The organism is uncultured Tessaracoccus sp. (assembly GCF_947255005.1).
Taxonomy (GTDB): domain Bacteria; phylum Actinomycetota; class Actinomycetes; order Propionibacteriales; family Propionibacteriaceae; genus Arachnia.
Genome location: NZ_CAMYFI010000040.1, coordinates 1 through 21943, shown reverse-complemented (window position 1 = coordinate 21943; position 21943 = coordinate 1). Strand labels below are relative to the sequence as shown.

Annotated in this window: 19 protein-coding genes; 8 read left to right on the top strand and 11 right to left on the bottom strand. The window is 65.5% G+C overall.

Features of this window, described 5'->3' with window-relative positions:
- Nucleotides 1–403: 403 nt before the first annotated feature.
- The gene (locus Q0X61_RS09030) at nucleotides 404–1291 is read left to right on the top strand and encodes a sensor histidine kinase (protein ID WP_297742204.1); all 888 of its coding nucleotides are present in this window, start codon (nucleotides 404–406) and stop codon (nucleotides 1289–1291) included.
- Here Q0X61_RS09030 and glnA read toward each other — a convergent pair.
- Complete coding sequence (glnA, locus tag Q0X61_RS09025) at nucleotides 1279–2700, bottom strand: type I glutamate--ammonia ligase (protein ID WP_297742203.1); 1422 nt, start codon at nucleotides 2698–2700, stop codon at nucleotides 1279–1281. The two genes, Q0X61_RS09030 and glnA, sit on opposite strands and share 13 nt — an antisense overlap.
- Nucleotides 2701–2857: 157 nt before the next feature.
- Between glnA and Q0X61_RS09020 the strand changes: the two genes are divergently transcribed.
- Complete coding sequence (locus Q0X61_RS09020; protein WP_108869880.1) at nucleotides 2858–3277, top strand: RDD family protein; 420 nt, start codon at nucleotides 2858–2860, stop codon at nucleotides 3275–3277.
- Nucleotides 3278–3294: 17 nt separating this feature from the next.
- On the opposite strand, the gene Q0X61_RS09015 is transcribed toward Q0X61_RS09020, so the two are convergent.
- From Q0X61_RS09015 to Q0X61_RS08995, 5 genes are all read right to left on the bottom strand, one after another.
- Nucleotides 3295–4128, bottom strand: a complete 834-nt coding sequence (locus tag Q0X61_RS09015) for an aldo/keto reductase (RefSeq protein WP_297742202.1) — start codon at nucleotides 4126–4128, stop codon at nucleotides 3295–3297.
- A 163-nt stretch (nucleotides 4129–4291) separates the two neighbouring features.
- Nucleotides 4292–4873, bottom strand: coding sequence for a TetR family transcriptional regulator (locus tag Q0X61_RS09010; protein WP_297742201.1), 582 nt, complete (start codon nucleotides 4871–4873; stop codon nucleotides 4292–4294).
- The gene (locus tag Q0X61_RS09005; protein WP_297742200.1) at nucleotides 4870–5685 is read right to left on the bottom strand and encodes an ABC transporter permease; all 816 of its coding nucleotides are present in this window, start codon (nucleotides 5683–5685) and stop codon (nucleotides 4870–4872) included. Before Q0X61_RS09005 ends, Q0X61_RS09010 begins: the two co-directional genes overlap by 4 nt.
- Complete coding sequence (locus tag Q0X61_RS09000; RefSeq protein ID WP_297742199.1) at nucleotides 5682–6425, bottom strand: ABC transporter ATP-binding protein; 744 nt, start codon at nucleotides 6423–6425, stop codon at nucleotides 5682–5684. Before Q0X61_RS09000 ends, Q0X61_RS09005 begins: the two co-directional genes overlap by 4 nt.
- A 76-nt stretch (nucleotides 6426–6501) precedes the next feature.
- Complete coding sequence (locus tag Q0X61_RS08995) at nucleotides 6502–7638, bottom strand: AAA family ATPase (RefSeq protein WP_297742198.1); 1137 nt, start codon at nucleotides 7636–7638, stop codon at nucleotides 6502–6504.
- Nucleotides 7639–7772: 134 nt separating this feature from the next.
- Between Q0X61_RS08995 and Q0X61_RS08990 the strand changes: the two genes are divergently transcribed.
- Entirely contained in the window at nucleotides 7773–8687 is a 915-nt protein-coding gene (locus tag Q0X61_RS08990; RefSeq protein ID WP_297742197.1) for a hypothetical protein, read from the top strand.
- A 3-nt stretch (nucleotides 8688–8690) separates the two neighbouring features.
- On the opposite strand, the gene Q0X61_RS08985 is transcribed toward Q0X61_RS08990, so the two are convergent.
- From Q0X61_RS08985 to lipB, 4 genes are read right to left on the bottom strand one after another with little or no spacing between them, the layout of a single operon-like run.
- Nucleotides 8691–10451, bottom strand: a complete 1761-nt coding sequence (locus Q0X61_RS08985; RefSeq protein WP_297742196.1) for an ABC-F family ATP-binding cassette domain-containing protein — start codon at nucleotides 10449–10451, stop codon at nucleotides 8691–8693.
- Nucleotide 10452: 1 nt separating this feature from the next.
- Complete coding sequence (locus Q0X61_RS08980) at nucleotides 10453–11226, bottom strand: DUF4191 domain-containing protein (RefSeq protein WP_297742195.1); 774 nt, start codon at nucleotides 11224–11226, stop codon at nucleotides 10453–10455.
- Nucleotides 11227–11241: 15 nt separating this feature from the next.
- On the bottom strand, nucleotides 11242–12171 hold the full coding sequence (gene lipA / locus Q0X61_RS08975; protein WP_297742194.1) for a lipoyl synthase: 930 nt from the start codon (nucleotides 12169–12171) through the stop codon (nucleotides 11242–11244).
- A gap of 17 nt (nucleotides 12172–12188) precedes the next feature.
- The gene (gene lipB, locus Q0X61_RS08970; RefSeq protein ID WP_297742193.1) at nucleotides 12189–12830 is read right to left on the bottom strand and encodes a lipoyl(octanoyl) transferase LipB; all 642 of its coding nucleotides are present in this window, start codon (nucleotides 12828–12830) and stop codon (nucleotides 12189–12191) included.
- A gap of 85 nt (nucleotides 12831–12915) precedes the next feature.
- On the opposite strand from lipB, the gene Q0X61_RS08965 reads away from it, so the two are divergent.
- The 5 genes from Q0X61_RS08965 to Q0X61_RS08945 are packed head-to-tail and all read left to right on the top strand — an operon-like array spanning nucleotide 12916 to nucleotide 19762.
- Entirely contained in the window at nucleotides 12916–15501 is a 2586-nt protein-coding gene (locus tag Q0X61_RS08965; RefSeq protein WP_297742192.1) for a choice-of-anchor M domain-containing protein, read from the top strand.
- 8 nt (nucleotides 15502–15509) lie between these two features.
- Nucleotides 15510–17090 (top strand): anchored repeat ABC transporter, substrate-binding protein, encoded by a 1581-nt coding sequence (locus Q0X61_RS08960; protein ID WP_367270730.1) that lies wholly within the window; start codon nucleotides 15510–15512, stop codon nucleotides 17088–17090.
- Complete coding sequence (locus Q0X61_RS08955; RefSeq protein WP_108869852.1) at nucleotides 17087–18124, top strand: choice-of-anchor M domain-containing protein; 1038 nt, start codon at nucleotides 17087–17089, stop codon at nucleotides 18122–18124. Before Q0X61_RS08960 ends, Q0X61_RS08955 begins: the two co-directional genes overlap by 4 nt.
- The gene (locus Q0X61_RS08950; protein ID WP_297742190.1) at nucleotides 18114–18902 is read left to right on the top strand and encodes an anchored repeat-type ABC transporter ATP-binding subunit; all 789 of its coding nucleotides are present in this window, start codon (nucleotides 18114–18116) and stop codon (nucleotides 18900–18902) included. Before Q0X61_RS08955 ends, Q0X61_RS08950 begins: the two co-directional genes overlap by 11 nt.
- Nucleotides 18896–19762 carry an anchored repeat-type ABC transporter permease subunit gene (locus tag Q0X61_RS08945; RefSeq protein WP_197709338.1) on the top strand — a complete coding sequence of 289 codons (867 nt, stop codon included), beginning with the start codon at nucleotides 18896–18898 and terminating at the stop codon, nucleotides 19760–19762. Before Q0X61_RS08950 ends, Q0X61_RS08945 begins: the two co-directional genes overlap by 7 nt.
- 16 nt (nucleotides 19763–19778) lie before the next feature.
- Here Q0X61_RS08945 and Q0X61_RS08940 read toward each other — a convergent pair.
- A partial coding sequence (locus tag Q0X61_RS08940) for a glycoside hydrolase family 2 TIM barrel-domain containing protein (RefSeq protein ID WP_297742189.1) occupies nucleotides 19779–21943 on the bottom strand: 2165 nt, incomplete at its 5' end.

Sequence of the window (21943 nt, the reverse complement as noted above, 5' to 3'; positions counted from 1 at the left end):
TTCGGAGGGCCTCGACCCCTCCAGCCAGCCGCCACGCCGCAAACCCCAACAGCGCTACCTACACCCTGGTTTGTGAAGAGCCGAATAAGCTGGGCGTTCGTACTAGAACACAAATCTTGATTGCAGCAGCGAAGTCTGGCTTGATCGCATGGTGAGGCCGGTAACCACGATGGGGATGTGGGCACTCCGAACAGTGAGGGTATTGCTGCCTGTCGCTGGTGCGGGACTGTTACTCCTGGAATTGTGGTGGGCAATGAACGTCGTGGGTCAACCAGACGACCCGGTGTTGTATTGGGGAGGGCTGCTGACTGCGTCCATCGCGATTTCCCTATCACCGTGGCATCCGCCTGGATGCATTACTGCTTTCCTGCTCTCGCTCGTATTTGGACTTGCACTGGGCGACATGTCGCTTGCTCAGTTCACTTTGGTTCCTGTATCTGTGAGCGTGTTCGCCTCGATGTCTGGCGGGAAGGCTGCGGCATTGAGCGCGCTTACCTGTGTACTGCTTGCGCTCGGGAATCCCGTCGGACGGATGTCCGCTCAGATGGTACTAGCGCTAGTACTGGGCGTCGTTGGAGCTCTCATCGGACTTGTGATTCGACGGACGTTGCTTGCGGAAGTTGCGCGCCGCCAGAGCGCACAGCAGCTGTCTGCCTCTTTGGAGGCGATGCGTCGTGATGAGCGAGTTGCGCTCGCGAGGAAATTGCACGACCTTGTTGGGCACAACCTGGCGAGTATCTCCCTACAGTTGGAGGCAGCCGACGGCAGCGATGACCTCGAAGAGCTGACTGCGGCGCTGACAGCCGTTCGCCGATACACGAGCAATGCTGTGCAGGAACTGCGTGAATTAGTGCAGCTCCTCAGGGATAGCCGCCAGTCTGATCACGGCGCTGACGAGAAGCTATCTGATTTGCTTGTAAGGCTGACTACCACGCTGCGTGAAGCTGGGTTTGAGGTGGACGTCGAAGGAGCGGAACTTCTCGAAGACCTCGCTCAGGCGCAGAGCGCTGTCCTTCGGTACTTCATGCTGGAAGCTACGACGAACATCCTTCGGCATGCGCAGCGACGCTCGGCGTGCGAGGTGCGGGCGCGGCTCGTCGCAGAGGGCAGAGGAATCCAGGTGACATTTCGCAACGCTGCTGGGAACGAGTCCCCCTCCGCAGGGGTGGGGTTGCAGGGGCTCCGCGAGCGCGTCACACAGGTTGGCGGGGAGCTCACCGCTGCCAGGCATGGTGGGCACTGGGTGCTAAGTGCGTCTCTCCCCGTAGCCCAGCCACCTCAGAGCGCGTAGTACAGCTCGAACTCGTAGGGGTGAGGGCGCTGCGCGATCGCGGTCACCTCTGCGCGCTTGAGCTCTACCCAGGTGTCGAGGAGATCCTCGGTAAACACGTCGCCAGCGAGCAGGAAGTCGCGGTCTGCCTCGAGTGCGTCGAGCGCAGCGGGCAGGCTCGTCGGGACCGTCGGAACCTGGGCGTGTTCCTCGGGAGGCAGTTCATAGAGGTCCTTGTCGACGGGGTCGAGCGGCTCAATCCGGTTCTGGATGCCGTCAAGGCCAGCCAGCAGCATGGCGGAAAAGGCGAGGTAGGGGTTCGACGACGGGTCGGGGCAGCGGAACTCGACGCGCTTGGCCTTGGGGTTTGATCCGGTAATGGGAATCCGGATGCACGCCGAGCGGTTGCGTTGCGAGTAGACCAGGTTCACAGGCGCCTCGAACCCAGGCACGAGCCGGTGGTAGGAGTTCACCGAGGGGTTGGTGAATGCCAGCAGCGCGGGCGCGTGGTGGAGCACGCCGCCGATGTACCAACGCGCGATGTCGGACAGACCGGCGTAGCCGTGCTCGTCGTAGAACAGTGGCTGATTGTCGTTCCACAGCGACATGTGGCAGTGCATGCCGGAGCCGTTGTCGCCGAAGATGGGCTTCGGCATGAACGTGGCGGTCTTTCCTGCCTGCCAGGCGGTGTTCTTCACCAAGTACTTGAACTTCATGACGTCATCCGCGGCAGTAAGCAAAGTATTGAACCGCCAGTTAATTTCCGCCTGTCCCGCAGTGCCGCACTCGTGATGCGCACGCTCCACGACGAGCCCCGCCTCGCCCATGTGGCGCACGATGTCGTCACGGAGATCACCGAAATGATCAACGGGGGCTACGGGGAAGTAGCCGCCCTTGTATTTCACCTTGTAGCCGCGGTTACCGCCGTCTTCCACACGCCCCGTATTCCAGGCGCCGGCCTCTGAATCGATGTGGTAGTACGAGCTGTTCGCAGACACGTCGAAGCGAATGTCGTCGAACACATAGAACTCGGCCTCGGGTGCGAAGAACGCCGTGTTGGCGATGCCCGTCGAGAGGAGGTAGGCCTCGGCTTTACGCGCGATGTTGCGCGGATCGCGCGAATACGGCTCTTTGGTGAGCGGGTCGTGTACGAAGAAGTTCACGTTGAGCGTCTTCGACCGGCGGAAAGGATCGAGATAGGCCGTCGTCGGATCCGGCAGCAGCGTCATGTCCGACTCATGGATCTTCTGGAAACCAGTGATGGAAGAACCGTCGAAGCCGAGGCCGTCCTCGAACACCTGCTCGTCGAAAGATGCCGCAGGCACCGTGAAGTGCTGCATCACACCGGGCAGATCGCAAAACCGGACATCGACGGTTTCAACATCCTCGTCGTTGAGATAGCGAATCAGCTCGGCTGCGTCGTTGAACATGGGAACCCCTTCATCCTTCAGTCTCCTCACCTCATGCTACGGACCCCAGTTTCCGATTCCTCGACGGTGTCCATGAGTAGGGCCGTCATGCTCCAGACGCAGCGAACAGTGCTAGCGAGAATGGCTGACAGCCGTGCGAACGGCTAGGCTCACGCGCGTGGACAACGACGAAGGGTACCCAGGAGAGAGCATCGGCCTCCCGGAGACGGGGCGCGGCAGCCTGGCGAGTTGGGGAGCGCGATGCGCAGCGCTCCTCGTCGACTGGCTAGCGTCGATGCTCGTCGCCATCGTGCTCTTCGGCACCGAGGTCATGACGGGGTCGGGCTGGCGCACGTTCATGCCGCTCACCGTGTTCTTCGTCGAATCCTCCATCTTTACCACGCTTACCGGGTCGTCGTTCGGGCAACTACTGGCCCGCATCGGCGTGACCCGCGTGGATGGCGGCCCGTTGGGCTGGTGGCGTCCGACGGTGCGGTCGCTGTTGAAGTGCCTTGTGCTGCCTGTGATTGTCATCGGTGCCGAGCGCCGTCACCTCGATGACCTGCTGCTCGGCACCGTCGTCGTGAATAGGAAGTAGTTCCGGGGGACAGCGCCTCACCACTCCTCGTGCTCGCGGCTGTCCCAGGCGTGTTCTTCCCCGAGATCGAGGCTGGCGAGCAGCGCACGGTCATCGTCGTCGAGCTCGAACTCGAACGTGGCATTGGATGCCTGGCGCTCGGGGTTCTTCGACTTCGGAATCACGACGATGCCTCTGTCAACAATCCACTTCAGCACCACCTGGCGCGGGTCGACACCATGCTTGGCAGCGATCTTGTGGACGACGAGCTGGTCAAGGAGGCCTTCACGCTTGCCGAGCGGGCCCCACGCCTCGGTGACGATGCCGTGCTCAGCGTGGAACTGGACGGCCTCGGTGCGGGCAAGCGCGGGGGAGAGCTGAATCTGATTCATTGCCGGCCACGCCCCAGTGGCGTCGTGCAGCTCGGTGAGCTGCTCGGGGCGGAAATTCGACACCCCGATGTGGGTGATGGCGCCTTCTTCCTTGAGCTGCACGAGGGTTTCCCACGTCTCGACGGTGAGCCCGCGCGACGGGTTCGGCCAGTGAATGAGCATGATGTCGATGGTGTCGACGCCCAGGCGGCGACGGGACTCGTCGACGGCGGTGCGCGTCGCGGCTCGACCGTGGCTGCCGCCGGCCACCTTCGTCGTGATGAGCACCTCGTCGCGAGGCACGCCGCTTCGACGAATACCCTCGCCGATGGCAGTCTCGTTGTTGTACTGGGCGGCGGTGTCGAGCAGACGGTAACCCTGCTGGAGGGCGGCAGCGACGGCGTCGGCGCCAGGGTTGCCCTGCAGCCCGTACGTGCCGAGCCCGACGAGCGGGATGGGGGTGCCGTCGGCAAAGTTGATGGTTGGGATGGTGAGCGTCACGGTGCCTCCTAAGAATCGGCGTTGATGTCGAGTCTATGTCGTCTCAAACTAGCCAGCTCGCCAGCACTGGACGTTAGGTGGCAGCTCAGCGCCCATAGTTGGGCGGCGATCTGCCACCTAAGGTCGGGATGTGTGCGTTGCGCGCGTCAGAGGGAACCGGCTCTCATCGCCTGTCGCTGAGCTCCCCGGTCAAGTAGTGCTGGACCGCGGGGCCTATCAGCGCCACCACCTGGTCGGCTGTGAGGCTGGCGAGCGGCTCAATGCGCAGCACGTGCCGTGCAAACAACAACCCGGACATCTGGGTGGCAACCAGCGACGCTCTGAGCATCCCGTCCTCATCGTTCGGGAGGCGCTCAACCAATCGCCCCAGGAGCGCCTTCGTCGCGAACTGGCGGACGAGCTGGGAATCGTCGGCGAACGCACGACGCATGATGGCAATCACCCCCTTGCCGGCCTCAGATGCCCACAGTTGCTCAGCGACGCGAACCATCGTCGCACCCAGTTCGGTGACATCGCCGCTGAACATCTCTGTTGCGATTGCATCGACCCCGACAGACTGCTCGATCATTGCCTCAAACAGCCCTTCCTTGGAGCCGAAGTAGTGGCTGATGAGCGCCGGGTCCACTCCCGCTTCCTTGGCGATGGCGCGCATGCTCACGGCGTCGAACGACTTCTGTGCGAACAGCGTCGAGGCAGTGTCCAAGATTCTGCGACGGGTCTGCTCACCCTTCGTGGGGGTCGTCATTTGGTCTGCCTCGGCATGGAACGTGCCGCCAGGAACAGTGCCAACACCACGGCGACGGCGAGCCCGCCGATGCGCCACCACATGCTGGAGCTGAGCTCGGTGTTGGTGAGTATGTCGCGCACCACATCGACAGCCCAGGTCATGGGAAGAAACTTCGCCACTGCTTCTAGGGCGTCGGGCATGTGCTCGATGGGCACGAGCAGGCCACACAGGAAGATCTGTGGGCCGACGAACGCCGGCATGAACTGCACGGCCTGGAACTCCGTCGTTGCAAAAGCGCTCGCGAGCAGCCCAAACGCGACGCCGAACAGGGCATCGAGCACAGCGATGACGAAGAGCATGACCCACGGGCCTTCGAGTTCCACTCCGAACGGCCCGAGGATGAGCCAACCGAGAATCGTTGCTTGCACGAGGGCGAGGATGCCGAACACCGCCCCGTAGGAAGCGACGAGGTTCCATCGCGACAACGGTGTGGTGAGGATGCGCTCGAGGGTGCCCGACGTGCGCTCGCGCAGCATGGCGACGCTGGTGACGATGAACATGAGGATCATCGGAAGCACTGCCAGCATGATGGGGCCGACGCTGTCGAACACGGGCTTCTGCCCAGGGGGCACGGGAGCGTCGTGGAAGACGTAGTAGAGCAACACGAGCAACAGCGGCGGAACGACGAGGATGAGAGCGACAGTGCGTGGATCGCTGCGAAGCTGGGCGGCAATGCGGCCCATCGTAGTGAACGGATGGCTGCGCCTGCGCGAGGATGGTGTTTCGGCAGATGCGCCTGCTGACGACATGTGGCGAGGGACGGTGGTCATGCTTGCTCCTTGACAGTGGAGTGTTTGACGAGGGCGAGGAATGCTGCTTCCGGATTGGTGGTGCCGGTGCGCTGCTGAATCTCAGCCATCGGTTCGTGGGCGAGGAACTTGCCGTCGCGCATGAGCAGTACGGAATCGCAGCGTACGGCCTCGTCCATCACATGGCTGGAGATCAGCAATGTCGTATCGGAGGCGGCCAGCGAGCGAAAGGTATTCCAGAGTTCCTCGCGGGTGAGGGGATCGAGGCCGACGGTGGGCTCGTCGAGGATGAGCACCTCAGGGCGGCCCACGAGGGCACATGCGAGTGAAGCCCTGCCGGCCTGGCCGCCGGAGAGCTGATCCACGCGCCGATCTGCGTAGTTAGAGAGCTCGACGCGCTCGATGGACATGTCGATATCGTCGCGGCTCGCTCCGACGAGCTGGCCGAAGTGCCGCACATTCGCGCGCACCGAGATATCGGTGTAGATGCTGACCGACTGGCTCGTGTAGCCCACGCGATGCCGCAGTGCTTTCTCGCCGGCCGGGAGGCCCAGTACTCGCAGCGAGCCTGACGTGATGTGTTGGACGCCAACGATAGAGCGCATCAGTGTGGTTTTGCCGCAGCCTGAAGGGCCAAGCAAACCGGTGATTGATCCTCGGGGAATGTTGCAAGAAATACCGTGGAGTATCTCCACCTTGCCGCGTTGGATACGGAGGTCCTGCACCTCCACCGCAGGTTCAACAGTCGTTGAATTCATCATATGTTGAATTGTAGCACCAGGCTGTGGAGGGGGTAACGCAGGCTTACGAACCCACATTCGCCAGGGCGACGAAGCGTCAGCGGCGTCCCCATTCCCACTGCGGCGTTGATAACAGGCCTTGCCCCTCGACCAGCGTCTCGCCCAGGTCTTTTGTCAGGCGGATGTGTTCGGCGTCAGGGCCTCGCTCGAGCGCGGCTGCTAACTCGTCGTTGTGTGTGACGACGATGATCTGGGTGTTCTGCGCGGCGCTCACGATGAGGCGCGCGAGCGGCTCGATGAGGGAGCGATGCAGGCTGTGCTCGGGTTCGTTTAGCGCGATGAGTGCCGGTGGGCGAGGCGCATGCAGGGCCGCGACGAGCATGAGGTACCGCAAGGTGCCGTCGGACAACTCCGTTGCCCGCAGCGGGCGCAGCATGCCGGGCTGGGTGAGGGCGACGTCGAACAAGGCGCCGTCGGTGTGGATGTGCAGTTCAGACCCGGGGAAGGCATCGTCGATGAGTGCCCCGACGGGCGCACTCCCGGCTTCGATGATGGTCTGCAGCGTGGCGGCAAGGTTGCCGCCGTCGTCGGACAAACTGGGGGAGCGGGTACCGACGTGCGGGCGGCGGGCGGGAGCGTCGGGGTCAGTGCGCAGCCAATCGTGGAAGCGCCAGTTGGCGAGCTCGTCGCGCATGTCTCGCACCACGTCGAGTGCGGTGGCGTCGAGGAGCGACTCGTAGGGCGCTAGTGCAGCGACGCGCTGCCAGGCCTCGTTGCGAACTTCCGCCACCGCATGCCTGCGGCGGGCAATGATGGCGCTTGGGCGCAGGATAGGCCCGAGCCAGACGGCCTCTCGTTTGATCTCCGGGTCGAGATTGAACGCGGTACTGCGGCCCTGCTGGGGAAGCCCCAGATCGATGAGGTAGCTGGTGGCCTGCCCGCCCACGCCGATGCGCAGGCTGACCGGCCCGGAGCGCACGGTGCCCTCCACGTGCCCAGTGCGCCTGGCGCCGGCGAGCTGATCCGGGCCTGCCCATAGCACCGACGGGAGCCCGCCCTCTGCGGCGAGCGCCCCGACCACCTCACCTCGACCGCAGGCTGCCAGCAGGCGAAGGGCCTTGTAGAGATTGGATTTGCCTGTTCCGTTGCCGCCGGTGACCACGGTGACGCGCCCGAGCGGCAGCACGACGTCGCGTAGCGAGCGGTACCCGGAGACAGCCAATGTCGTGTACATGTGCCCAAGGGTAGGTGCCGGGTCTGACACATTGCGGTGTCACCCAGTCTGTGGGGCTCAGATAGATCAAGTTCGTGGTGCGTCTACCCGCCACGAACTTGATCTATCTTTGGGTTCAACGGAAAGGTACGGGCATGAAGGTGTCGAAACTGCTGCGGGGCCTGGGGTTCGTTGGGCGCGTCGCTGCCGGTGCTGCTGCGCAAGGCGCCCAGAGTGTCGCCCGGATCGGCCTGGAAGAGGCTCTTACCGAGCAGCTCCGCACAGTCGACGGCGTCGCCGAGGCGAGCGTCGACCGCCCGGTGATCTCGGGCGGGCTCGCGCGCACCTACCGTGCCCGAGTCACGCTTCGGCCCGACCTCGACCCTGTGGCGGTGCGACGCGCCGTCGAACAATGCCAGAGGATCTTCGACGAGGGCCGCGCCCGCAGCATCCTGGACCCACGGCTGGAGATCACGGTGCACGCCGACGACGCCACCGTGCTCCTCACACTCTCCCGGTGGAAGCAACGATGGACCAGCCCCGTCGACGACGCCACCGCGCTGCAAACACTGCTCGACGAGGCGCGCGCCGGGGGCGGAACCGCTGAGGCCCGCGACGGTGACGTACGGCTTCGCTTCACCGCTTCGCTCGATGCGGTATCGACGCCGCTCCTCGCGGCGCGCCCCGACGGCGCTCGCTCCTGGCTGCGCTCTTGGGAGCGCGACGGCGCCAGCGTCGTGGTGCGCTCAGCGCCCGAACCGATACCGCTGGAGCCGACGCTGTTCACGGCGCTCGTGGACGCAGATGTCCAACGCATAGAAGTATCCCCGGAAGCCCGACGGTGCACCCTGCACCCACACGGTGAGCCCGACGACCACCAGATCGCACAGTGGCTCGCCCACTGGCGGGAATCGGCCACGGACGCCGAGCCGTGGGAGGTCATCGTCGCTACCGTCGGCGCGTGGCGCGTGGCGCCCAGCGGCGTCGAGGTGTTGGAGCAGCCGCACAGGTCGGAGGAGTGGCGCGCCCGCAGCGCCCGCATCGCAGCCATGCTCAGCGACGGTGCGTAGCCGCTACTGTGCTGCCTCCAGCCAGGCTTCCTCAATTGCGTCCCGCCGAGCCTCAGCGTCTTGGAGCTCGGCATTGAGCGCGGCGAGGCGTTCGTAGTCCGTCGCAGCTGCCACCATCTTGTCGTGCAGTGTGGCGATCTCTCGCTCGACCTTGTCGAGCTGGCCTTCGAGCTTCGCCACTTCCTTCTTGCGCGCACGCTCCTGGGCAGCTTCGGAAGGCTGCTTCTGCGTTGCCGGCTGGGCAGGCTCGTTCGCCGCCTCCAACGCCGCACGCCGACGTGCCAGGTATTCGTCGACGCCACCAGGCAGTAGCCCGCACGTGCCATCGCCGAGCAGCGCGTAGGTGACGTCGGTGACGCGCTCCAGGAAGTAGCGGTCGTGGGAGACGACGATGAGCGTGCCCGGCCAGGTATCGAGGTAGTCCTCGATGACGGTGAGCGTGTCGATATCGAGGTCGTTCGTCGGCTCATCCAACATGAGCACGTTCGGCTCGGTGAGCAGCAGTCGCAGGAACTGCAGCCGTCGCCGCTCGCCGCCGGAGAGATCTCCGATGCGCGCGACGAGCTTGTCGCCGGTGAACCCGAACTCCTCCAGCAGATTCGATGCACTGGCCTCGCGCCCGGTGGCGAGCTTGGTCTCCTGCTTGAGCCGCTGCACGGATTGCAGCACCCGATCGTCGTCGTCCAGCTCTCCCACGGCCTGCGAGAGATAGGCCAAACGGATTGTCTGGCCGCGCTTGATCTTGCCTTGGTTAGGGGAGCGGAGCCCAGCGAGCAGATCCAGCAGCGACGTTTTCCCCGCCCCGTTCACGCCCACGAGCCCGATGCGCTCACCTGGGCCGATCGACCAGTCCAGGCCCTGCAACAGACGCTTGCCGCCCACCTCGTAGCCCACGTTGATGAGATCAAAGACGTCCTTGCCCAGGCGCGCGGTCGCGAACCGCTCCAGCTGCAGCTTGTCGCGCGGCTCTGGCTCGCCCTTGATGAGTTCGTTGGCCGCTTCGATACGGAACTTCGGTTTCGACGTGCGCGCCGGCGCCCCGCGCCTGAGCCAGGCGAGCTCTTTGCGGGCCAGATTCTTCCGACGAGCCTCGTTCGCCGCCGCCTGGCGCTGGCGTTCCACGCGAGCCAACACGTAGGCCGCGTAGCCGCCGTCGTAGGCGTCCACCATGGCATCGTGCACCTCCCAGATTCGGGTGCACACCGCGTCGAGGAACCAGCGGTCGTGGCTCACGACGAGCATCGCCAGGCCGGCGCGGGTGCGCTCGGCAAGATGCCCCGCTAGGAACGCGATGGCCTCGACGTCGAGATGGTTTGTGGGCTCGTCGAGGACGAGGAGGTCGTGCGGGCCGAGGAGTACGGAAACCAGCCCTACGCGACGGCGCTCGCCGCCCGAGAGCTCGCCCAGCGGGCGGTCGAGGTCGATACCCGGAAGTAGCGCTTCGACGACGGCGCGCTGCTCGGCGTGACGGGCGAATACGTGGTCGGGCTCGCCGCCGAGGGCGACGTCGCGAATGGTGTCGGCATCGTCGCCAATGTGCTGCTGTCCGAGCGTGCCGATGGAAGCGGAATTGGAGACGGTCACTCGCCCCGCGTCGGGTGTGAGCGAGCCGGTGAGGATGCGCAGCAGGGTGGATTTGCCGTCGCCGTTGCGCCCGACGACGCCCACCACATCGCCGGCTCCCAGACCGAGGGAGACGTCGTCGAGAAGAATCCTGGTGCCGAAGCCGTGCGTGATGCCCTCGGCGTTGACGATGTTGGCCACGTCAGTGGCCGCGCATGGCCTTGCGAGCGCCCTTCATGTTCATGGGCCCCTTCGGGATGGGCATCTTCGGGCGCATCGCGTCGAGCGACTTGAGCCGCTGGCGCGCCTCCTGGATTTGCGAATCCGTCAGCTGCTTGGGGAGCTTCTTGATGTGGTCGGTGAGCTTCGCAAGCGGCACCTGGCCACCCCCGTTGCCCATCTGGATAGTCTGCGCCTGGACGCCGTAGAGGATCTGGTCGTGCTTCTTCTTCTCGTTGGCGAGCATCTGCTTCAACCGCCCGGGTTCACCGTCGCCAATCAGAATGAGGCCGCCGGGGCCAACGGTGCGGTGCACCACATCGAGGTGACGGTTCGCGGCGATGCCGGGGGTGGAGAACCACTTCTTTTCCGGGAGCATCGACAGGGCGACCTCTGCCGACCCAGCCTGCCCTTCGTAGCGGGTGATGGTGGCTTTTTTTGCCCGCCGCGTGAGCACGATCGTCATGCACATGATGCCGGTCATGACGGCAAGCACGCCCCACAACACGATGCCGAGCCAGCCCTTCGACAGCCAGATCGTCAGGCCCAGGATGATGGCGAACGGGATGAGGAAAGCGAGCGCGAGGTACAGCGGCAGCTTCGGGTCTTGTTCCTTGGTGACCCGGTAGACCTCCCTGATCTGCTTGATCGTGCCCCAGTCTTTGGGGTCGGAGGAATTCTTCTTAGCCAGTTTCCTCGCCTGGGCCTCCGCCTTCTGCTTGGCCGCTAGCGCTTTGCCGCGTTCAGATTTCGCCATGGTGCCTTTCTGGGCTCACTTCTTCCGAGCTTCCATTGCGGTTCGGTACAGCCGTCCCGCGCGATACGACGACCGGACCAGCGGCCCGGACAGCACACCAGCGTATCCGATCTGCTTGGCCTCCTCCGCCAACTCGTCGAACTCCTGCGGGGTTACCCAGCGGTCGATGGGCAATAGCGTCGGCCCTGGGCGCAGGTACTGCGTGATGGTGATGAGTTCTGCGCCCGCGTCGTGGAGGTCTCGCAGGGCCTGGGAGATCTCGTCGCGGGTCTCACCCATGCCGAGGATGAGGTTTGACTTGGTGACGAGCCCCTCCTCGCGCGACATGCGGAGCACATCGAGCGAACGCTCGTAGCGGAAACCAGGGCGGATGCGCTTGAAGATGCGGGGCACGGTTTCGACGTTGTGCGCGAACACCTCGGGCTTCGCGTCGAGCACCTGCTGCACGAGCTCGCGCTTGCCTGAGAAGTCGGGCGCCAGCATCTCCACGCCAACGCCTGGGTTGACCTGGTGAATCTGGCGGATCGTTTCGGCGTACAGCCAGGCGCCCTCGTCTTCCAAGTCGTCGCGGCACACGCCGGTGACGGTGGCGTAGCGCAGCCCCATCTTCTTCACGGAGGCGGCCACGCGCAGCGGCTCGGTCGGGTCGTAGCCCTCGGGCTTCGCGGACGTGATCTGGCAGAAATCGCAGCGGCGGGTGCACTGGTCGCCGCCGATCAGGAACGTTGACTCCCTGTCTTCCCAGCACTCGTAGATGTTGGGGCAGCCAGCCTCCTGGCACACTGTGTGTAGGTCGCCCGACTTCACGATGTGTTGCAGATCGTTGTAGTTGGGGCCCATCTTTGCCTTGGTGCGGATCCACTCCGGCTTGCGCTCGATGGGGGTCTGGGCATTCTTGGCCTCAACTCGAAGGAGTTTTCGGCCCTCAGGCTGTACAGCAGTCACGATGCAACCCTACTCAATCAGCCCGCGTAGGAAAGTGCTGCGGTGAGGTGGGGGCGAACGTCGCGGGCAACCCGCTGCACCGTCCACTCGCCGGGGAGCTCTTCTTCGATCGACGTGACGTCCGCGTCGTCGATGCCGCAAGGGATGATGTTACCGAAGCGCTCGGCACTGGAACGCACGTTCAGGGCGAAGCCGTGCAGGGTAGTACGTTTACTCACGCGCACTCCGATGGCGCAGATCTTGCGCTCGAGCCTGGTGGAAGTGGCTGGCAGCCAGACCCCGGTACGCCCGGTGACGCGACCGGCCGCGATGCCGTACTCGTCCAGCAGGTTGATGATGGCTTCCTCGAGTTTACGCACATGGTCAACCACACCCATGCCCTCTGCAAGGTGGACGATGGGGTAGCCGACGAGCTGCCCCGGCCCGTGATACGTGATGAGGCCGCCCCGGTCGGTGTCCACCACCGGCGTGCCGTCGCGCGGCTTCATCTCGTCGGTGGTGCGACGCCCCGCGGTGTACACCGGAGGATGCTCGACGAGTAGCACGTGGCCGCCGCGCTTTCCGGCGGCCACCTCGTCGTGGATGGCGCGTTGGTACTCCCAGGTTTCCAGATACTCCGCATCGGCCGCCCCCAGGCCGAGCTCCTCGAACGTCAACATTCGTTCATCCTACGCCCGCCCGATTTGAAAACCCTCGAAAGCTAATGATAATGATTTTCATGATGCCAGAGATTGGAAGTGACACATGAGCATACGAAGCATTGCGCCCCCCGCCTGGCGGGCCTTGGCCATCGGTGTGATCGCCGCGCTCCTTGGCGTGGCTGCGCCGACGACGGCGAGGGCTGACAGCGCCCCACTCGTCCTTGATCAGGGGCACGTTGATGCGTTCAACGTGACGGTGAAGAACGGGGCGCTGCAACTGAACCTCAAAGAGGATGCGACGGGAAGCCACGTTGAGCGCGCACCTGAGAGCGTCGAACTCCACGTGAAATCGGCAGCGCTGAAGGACATCCCTTCCGGGGTTCCGGGCGCGCCCAAGGCTTACTGGCTCCCCATGACGCAGGACCAGAACCTGCTGTGGCCGGGGTGGGACACCCTCGGCATCCAGGGCACCGGCTTCGATAAGGCCGTCGACTTGGTGTTCCAAGACGTCAAGGGCCCGGGCAACGTGCACCTGTTCAGCAACGGCTCCTTCGGCGGTGTTGAGCCGCTGCTCGAAGGCGGCACGCTGGATCTGAAGAGCGGCGCTGTGCGCAAGCAGACCTTCCCTGCCCACACGCACGCCCATTGGATTTTCACCAAGCCCGGCGTCTACAAACTCAAGGTGAAGGCTGTGGGTACGAAGAGCGGCAAACAGGTGGAGTCCGCCTCGCAGCAGTACGTATTCACCGTCGGCGATGAGTTCCGAGGCAAGGGATCCGCCACCGACGCGCCCAAGCCCAAGCCGAAGCCCTCGCCGAAGCCAACGGTGAAGCCTTCACCGAAGCCGACCGCTAAACCGACGGCCAAGCCCACGCCGAAGCCGACCGCCAAGCCGACGGCCAAGCCCACGTCGAAGCCTGCGCCGACTGCAAAACCAACTGCCAAGCCCTCGCCCAAGCCCGCGCCGAAGTCTGCTCCCAAGCCTGCGCCGCAGGCGATGACGGTTTTTGACCGCGGTCACGTCGATGCATTCAATGTCACGGCCAAGCAAGGCAAGTTGGCGTTGGATCTGAAGGAAGACGTCACGGGCTCACACGTTCGCAGGGACCCGGCCAAGGTGGAACTCCACGTGAAGTCTGCCGCCTGGAACGAGAAGATTCCTGCCGGATGGCCAGGCGGCCCGAAGGGGTACGCGCTGTCCATGACGCAAGATCCGAACCTCCTGTGGCCAGGTTGGGACACGCTCGGCACGCAAGGCGGCGGCGTCGATCCGAAGGTGACGCTGCGGTTCCACTCCGTCGAAGGCCCTGGTGCTGTCCACGTCTACGGTCAGACCTCATTCGGTGGCCCGTCGGCGCTACTGGATGGCAACCAGTACCAGCTCGTCGACGGGGCAACGCTGCCGGTGAACGCGCCGGCGCACGTGCATGCGAACTGGATTTTCGCCAAGCCAGGTGTCTACAAGTTCACCGTCGTGGCGGAAGGTACCGCGGGTGGCAAGGCTGTGAAGTCTGAGCCGAAGACCTACACGTTCACCGTCGGCGACCAGTTCCGCGGCAAGGGCAATGCGGACGCATCCGCCGGTGACGGCAAGGCCCAACCTCCGGCAAGCACCCCTGATCGCAATGATGCTGGCAAGACGGGCGGGCAGCCCGCAGGTGAGAATCCCGCAGGCGGGTCGGCGCCTTCGACGAGCACACCGTCGGACAACGCACCAACCATGAAGCCAAGCCTGGGGGAGTGCAAGAAGCACACCAACGTGCGGCCGGCCACGAAGGAAGAAATCGCCGCTGCCAAGGCCGCCAAGCAGCCCTCGGGGCCAGGCGGCAAGTCCGGCGGCTCGGCGACGATCCCCGCCAACACGCACGTGCACCCGAACTGGGTGTTCTCCGCTCCGGGTGATTACGCGCTCACTGTGAAGATGTCCACCACGTCGAAGTCCGGCCAGCCCATGGCTACGACGTCGACCCTCCGCTTCAAGGTGGGTTCCGGTGGCCAAGGTGCGACGAACGGTCACTTCGACTTCGGACCCAAGATCGAGGGCGGCAAGCTCGTCGCATCGCTCAAGGACGACCGCAAGTCTCCCGCACAGTGGGTTGACCCCGCGTCGCAGACGTTCATCGTCGGGAACGCGGCCAAGGCCACGGCTCCCGCCGGCATCGACTTTGTGGCCGGCCAGGGCAGCCCGGTGTGGATGATTGCATCCGCGCAGGTAGCGGGTGTGCCGTGGCTCGGGGCGAACACCATGCACGAATCCCTCCTTGCTGGAAGCACCGGCGAGGTGCGTTTCTCCCTCGTCAGCGCCTCCGGGCCGGGCAAGGTAGGGGTGTTCACCTCTGGAAACTTCGGTCAGGTGGTGGACCAGCTGTGGTTCACCAAGTCTGGCGGAAGCGCACCGCAATCCAAGCCAGCAGGCAAGCTTGCTTCCTCCCAAGCTGAAGCCGGCGACGGCGGTGTGTTCATGAAGGATGGCAAGGCCATGATCAACGAGGTCACCTGGGCCTACGCCAACGGCACACCGTGCAAGCCGGGCGCGGGTATGCCTCAGTCGGGCGCTGACGGCGCAGAGGTGCTTCCCCCTGCCTCCGCTGGGTCAGCTTCCGCCGCAAGTGCGGCATCGACGGCGGCTGTTGCGCTGCTCACCTTCATCGGTGCAGCCGCCGTGCTTGCCCGCCGGGCCAACCGGTGAGCAAGTGGCTGAAGGCGGCGGCGGTGGGGCTTGTCCTCACCGTCGCCGTCGTGGCGCCTGGACGTTCACCGTCGGCTGCATCAGACGGGCGCCTCACCGTCGTCGCCACCACAGGCATTCTCGCTGACCTCACTGAAGGAGTGGCGGGCGACGCTGCGCAGGTGGTGGCACTCGTGCCGCCCGGCGCAGATCCACACACCTACGAGCCGAGCCTTAGAGACGTGCGCAGCATCGTCAACGCCAAGCTCGCGTTCTCCAACTACCTGATGCTGGAAGAGCAGTCGCTCATTCGTTCCATCGACGCGAACCTTCCCCGCAACGCGACGCACATTGCGCTCGCGGAGGAAGCCAGCGGGTACTCCGCGGAGATCATTCCGCTGGTAGAAAACCACTCGCTCGACACCGTGTGGCTCGGATTGCGCGTGCATGGCACGAAGCCTGGCGCCACCCGCTCGTCGGCGGTGGAGATGGCTCTCGTGGAAGCCGACGGCCCGGGCGGGGCGCACGGCTTCGTCACCGGCACCTTCGGGCAGCCCCAGAGCGTCTTTAATAGCGCGGACGGGCTCGACTCGTCGAAGGGTTTCGACGGCGACCGCACGACGCTGCCGATGGACGCCCACACGCACATGAGCTGGGCATTCACGAAGCCGGGCGTGTACTACTTAACGTTTCGCGCCCAGTACTTGAGCAACCCCAGCGCGCGGCCAGTTGACGCCATCACCGGCACGCTCACCGTCGCGGTGGGCGTCGACCCCGCATCGACGGGCAAGAAGGTGGTGCTGTCTGAGGGGCACGCGGACATCACGGCAGACCTCTCGGCGGGACGGCTGCAACTGTTCACTGACAAGGAGTCCGACGGTGCCGGCGCCCCGCCCGGCATGGGTGCGGTGCCCGTCGAAGACGTGGTGATTTCGGTGCCGCCGAAAGCCCTCATGCCGGTGCCAGGAGACCCCGCGTACCGATTCATCGCTCGCCCCGGTCAGGATGTGTACCAGCTTCCGCAGGCCGTGCTCGGGCGGCACGTGCACGGCGAGATCGACCCGCACCTGTGGCAAGACGTCCGCAACGCGCAGGCCTACGTCCAGGTCATCCGGGATCAGCTCATCAAGGCCGACCCTGCCAACGCGCAGACCTACCGCGCCAACGCCGAGAAGGAGATCGCGGAACTCGATGAGGTGCACGACTACGTACAGCGATCCGTCGACTCCATTCCAAAGCGCAACCGCCACCTCGTCACCACCCACGACGCGTACGGCTACCTCGCCCACCGGTACGGCCTCGACATCGCCGCGGTGGTGGCCCCGTCGCCCGTGCAGGAACCGTCACTGGCAGACCGACGCCGGCTCACCCGCACGCTGACCGACCTCGGCGTGCCCGCGGTCTTCGTCGAACCGAACGCCAGCCAGCAGGCGGGCGCTCTGCGCGAAGCGGCGAACCACACAGGCACCGCCATCTGCCGGATCTGGGGCGACGCCTTCACGCCAGAGGTGTCGACCTACGCAGACATGATGCGGGCCAACGCAGATTCACTCGCCCGCTGCCTGGGCGGCACACCGCTCGGCAACCACGACACAAAGGACAACCAATGAGACGTACGCTCCTCGCCGCCGCAGCGGCTTTCCTCGCGCTTGTGCCCACGATCGGGCACGCGGACGAGACCACCCCGTCACCCGACCTCGGCTCCGACGAACCGGGCCTCCAGCAGCGCGTCGAATCCGACGAGGCGATGGGCGAGGGGAACGTGACGATCGGTGAAGGCCACGTCGACCTCGGCCCGCGCCTCATCGACGGGAAGTGGACCTTCCTCGCCCGCGACGACACCGCGAAGCTGCAGGGTGGTAAAGCCGTGTGGCGCGAGCTCGACGACGTCGTGTTCAAGGTGCATGACAAGGCCAAACTGTCGCTGCCAGAGGGCGACGAGTACGCCTTCACCGGTGCGAAGGCCGGCGACGAGGTGTGGGCCGTGCCGCAGACCGAGGCGCCGGGTGTGGTCTGGCTCGGGTGGAACACGCAGGACCCGGAGGTTGTGAAGAGCACCGAGCGCGGTGTCACGCTGCGCATCCTAGAAGCGAAGCAGATCGACGGCGACGGCACCCTGACGCTGTTCCTGCAGCCGGGCAACTTCGCCCCGCCGCAGGTGCTGTTCGACGGTAAGCAGCCAGGCGACATCTGGGTGGACCTCAACACCCACACGCATGCCAACTGGGTGTTCACCAAGCCAGGCACGTACCTGGTGAAGGTGGCCATCGACGCCACCGGCACCGACAAGACCGAGCGCTCCGCCGAAGCCGTACTGCGATTCAGCGTGGGCGACAGCACCGACGAGCAGGCCGCGATGGATGCGACCTGGCCGGGCGCCGAGTCCTCGGACGAGGGGGACGCGAGCGCGTCGGACAGCCCCTCTGCTGCGCCGTCTGCAGCGTCGACTGGCGCGGCATCGAAGGGCTCCGAATCCGCCAAGCCAGCAGCGCAAGAGGATGCGAATGAACAAGCCGACGGTGCCTCGTCGCTGCCCTGGGTGGCTGGCGGGGTCGCGCTGGTGGTTATTGCAGGCGTTGTCGTGGCGCTCGTGATGCGCCGGCAGAAGCGCATGACCGACGAGGTATTCAACGATGCCGAGTGACACCGCCGCACTGAGCGTGCGTGACCTCAGCGTGACGCTTGGCGGACGCCGAGTACTCACGGACGTGAACCTCGACCTGGAGACGGGGGACGTGCATGGACTGCTGGGCCCCAACGGAGCCGGCAAGACGACGCTATTCCGCGCCATCATGCGCCTGATCCCCGCGTCGTCGGGAACCATCGCCACACCCCGCGGCGTGGGGTACGTGCCGCAGCGCCACGACGTGATGTGGGACTTTCCCATCACCGCCCAGGAAGTGGTGATGACGGGCCTCACCCGCGACATCGGTTTCCTGCGCCTGCCTCGACGACGGCACGTGCAGGCCGTGGCGGAGGCGCTGCAGCGGGTGCGCATGACGGACCTGCGCGCCCGCCCCATCTCCGAGATGTCCGGTGGCCAGCGTCAGCGCGTGATGATCGCCCGAGCACTGGCCCGGCACCCAGGATTGCTGCTGCTCGACGAGCCGTTCACCGGCCTCGACATGCCTACGCAGGAGTTGCTCACCGGGCTATTCGCCGAGCTCGCTGCGGAGGGGACGACGCTGCTCATGTCGACGCACGACCTCACCCACGCCATCGTCGCCTGCGACCGTCTCACGCTGCTCAACAAAGAAGTCATCGCCACCGGGCACCCCGACGCGCTGCGCCAGCCCGATCTGTGGATGCGCACCTTCGACGTGTCGGCGCACTCTCCGCTGCTGAAACAGGTGGGCATGGTGCACCGCGCCACAGTGACCCACCAGCACGCACATCCGGAATTGGAGGCTGAGGCATGCTGACCCCACTGGATTTCCTCTCCGACCTCACCAACCCCATGCTCGCGTTCTTGCCGAAGGCGCTTATCGTGTCGGTGCTGGCGGCCGCCGTGTGCGGCGTGATCGGCTCGCACGTGGTGCTGCGCGGCATGACGTTCATCGGCGACGCGGTCTCCCACTCCGTCTTTCCCGGCATCGCCGTGGCGTTCGTGCTGCAGGGGTCGCTCGTCGTGGGCGGCATCGTCGCGGGCGTAGTCACCGCCGTGTTGATCGCGGTGTTCTCGCAGACCAAGCGCCTGCGGGAGGACTCGGTGATCGGCGTCTTCTTCGTCGCGGCATTCGCGCTGGGCATCGTCGTCATTTCGCTCTCGCCCGGCTACGCGGGCTCGCTGACGTCATTCCTCTTCGGTTCGATCACTGGCATTCCTGACGAGGCCGTCTGGTTCTCGCTCGCCATGACCATCGGCGTGCTCGCCGTGGCGATGGCGCTGCACAAGGAACTCGTCGCCGTGAGCCTCGACCGAGAGTACGCGCGCTCGCTGGGCATGCCGGTGTTGGCGCTCGACATTGCGCTGTACGTGCTGGTGACGCTCGCCGTCGTGATGAGCATCCAGACCATCGGCAACGTGCTGGTGCTCGCGCTGCTGGTCACACCCGCCGCGTCGGCCCGAATGCTGACCGACCGCCTCGTGCCCATGATGCTCACCGCAGCCGGCATCGGAGCGGTGAGTGCTTTCGTCGGGCTCTATCTGTCGTGGGCGCTCGACGTACCCACCGGCGGCACGATCGTGCTGGTGTGTACGGCGATGTTCTTGCTGGCATGGGCGTTCGGGCCCAGGCACGGCCTGCTCGCGCGGGCAAAACCCGTCGCGAGGGCCGCCTGAACTCCGTGTGCTGTGCTCAGCGCCCGACGGTGAACCCGAACTCGGCGTTGCGCGGCCACAGCTGGTAGCGCGGCAGCACGTCGGGGCCGCACGAACGGCTGCCCAAACCATGCTGGAACGCGTCGAGGTATAGGTGCACGCCGCGGCTGGGCGGTAACTCGTGCGGGTGCTCCGCTGCCGTCAGCTCGTGGGCGTCGTGGCGCAGCAACGAGAAGCCCGGCAGGTCGGGGCCGAAGGTCTCGAAGCGCAGCGGGTGGCTGGTGCCGTCGATGGTGAGCCGACGAAGCCCCTCGCGGTGGCCGGTTTCCTGCGGACGCGAGTAGGGGAAGGCGAGCCCGTCGATAGAGGCCTCGTAGGTGCCGACGACGGCTGCCGCCCGCGAATCCGGGTAGTTCTCGCCAGGGCCGCTACCGAACCAGGATGCGCGCTCGAAGGCTCCTGGCAGCATCATGTGGTAGCCGATGCGCGGCCACGTCACGTCGGTGCGGGGGCGGATAGGTGCGACGAGAATCTGGCACCGAGCGCGGTCGTCGGCCACCGCCCAACGGTAGGTGACCTCGGCGCCGTGCCGGCCCTGGGCCGGGATGAGGCGCTCCACGACGACGAACTCGTCGCCCACCGCTTCCGCGCGGGTGGTGCGGCGAATCAGTCGGTCGAGGCCGTGATCGCGCCAGCGTTCCGCCGACGACGGGGCCGCTTCCCCCACGCCGCGGGTGGTGTGGTAATCGCCCACCTCGTAGGAATTGAAGTCTCCCAGGGAATCGTTATCGGTCGGGGGACGCCACAGCTCCACCACGGCATCCTCGACGGCGTGGTCGCCCAGTGCGAGAAGCCGCCCGGTGTGCGCGTCGAGGGTGGCCGGGCCCACCTGCACGTCGGCTGCAACGAGTGGGGCAGCCGTCGGGCGCGGGGCGCGCGGCACAGGGGTATCATCGAGGCGCTGCTGCGCCACGAATACTGGGTGCCCGGCAGGTGCCCAGGGGCGCTCGTCGCGTTCCTCGATGCAGACGGTGAGGAACGACTGCGGCGCGGTGCGGGCTTCGTCGGGGAGCTCCGGCAGCGGGAAGGTTGCGCTGGTGTTGGCGGCAACCTCGAAGCCGTCGATGACGCCCTCGGAGCGCACCTCGCCATCCACTTCCCAGCGCCAGCGGGCGACCAGGTGGTCCGTGCCGACGGCGTGGGAGCGGTTGTGCACGGTGAGCTCGTCGCCGATCTCGACCACGACGGGGGAGAAGTGCTGCTTCACCTCGGCCATCGCGGGCGAGGGGGTGCCGTCGGCGTGCACGAGCCCGTCCATGACGAAGTTGCCGTCGTGGATGACTTCGCCGAAGTCGCCGCCGTAGGCGTAGAACGGGGTGCCGTCGGGGGTGTGCGTGGCGAGCCCGTGGTCGCGCCACTCCCAGATGAAGCCTCCGTGCCAGCCGGGGAGCGTTTCGAACGCCTCGACGTATTCGCCGAGGCTGCCAGGCCCGTTGCCCATGGCGTGCACGAATTCGCACAGCATCTTCGGCTTGTTGCGCAGGCTGGATTCGGGAATGTGACGTTCGTGTTCGGTGGTGGTTTGCCCCTGCGACAAGGCCTCCAGCTCCGGGATGGGGCTGTACATGCGCGAGACGACGTCGGTGTAGGCGGATTCGTAGTCGCTCTCGTAGTGCACGGGGCGGGTGGGGTCGAGGCGGTGCGTGGCGTCGGCCATGGCGGCCAGGTTCGCTCCGCTGCCCGATTCGTTGCCCAAGCTCCACGCGATGATCGACGGATGGTTGCGGTCGCGGTGGATCATGCGCTCCATGCGCTGTACGTACGCGTCGCGCCAGCCGGGATCGTCGCTGGGGTTGTTCTCCCAACCGACGAAGCCAAACGCGTGGGTCTCCAGGTCGCATTCGTCGATTACCCAGAAGCCCAGCTCGTCGGCGAGGTCGAGCAGGCGGGGGTGCGGCGGGTAGTGGCTGGTGCGGATGGCGTTGAGGTTGTGGCGCTTCATCAGCAGCATGCCCTCGCGGCAGTTCGCCTCGTCGAAGACGCGGCCCTTCTCGGGGTGGAACTCGTGGCGGTTCACGCCCCGCAGCTTGATCGGGGTTCCGTTCACGAGCCACTGGTCACCGCGGATCTCGACGGTGCGGAACCCGACGCGTACGGTGACGTGATCCGTCGCATTGGAGATCTCGACGGTGGTGAGTGCTG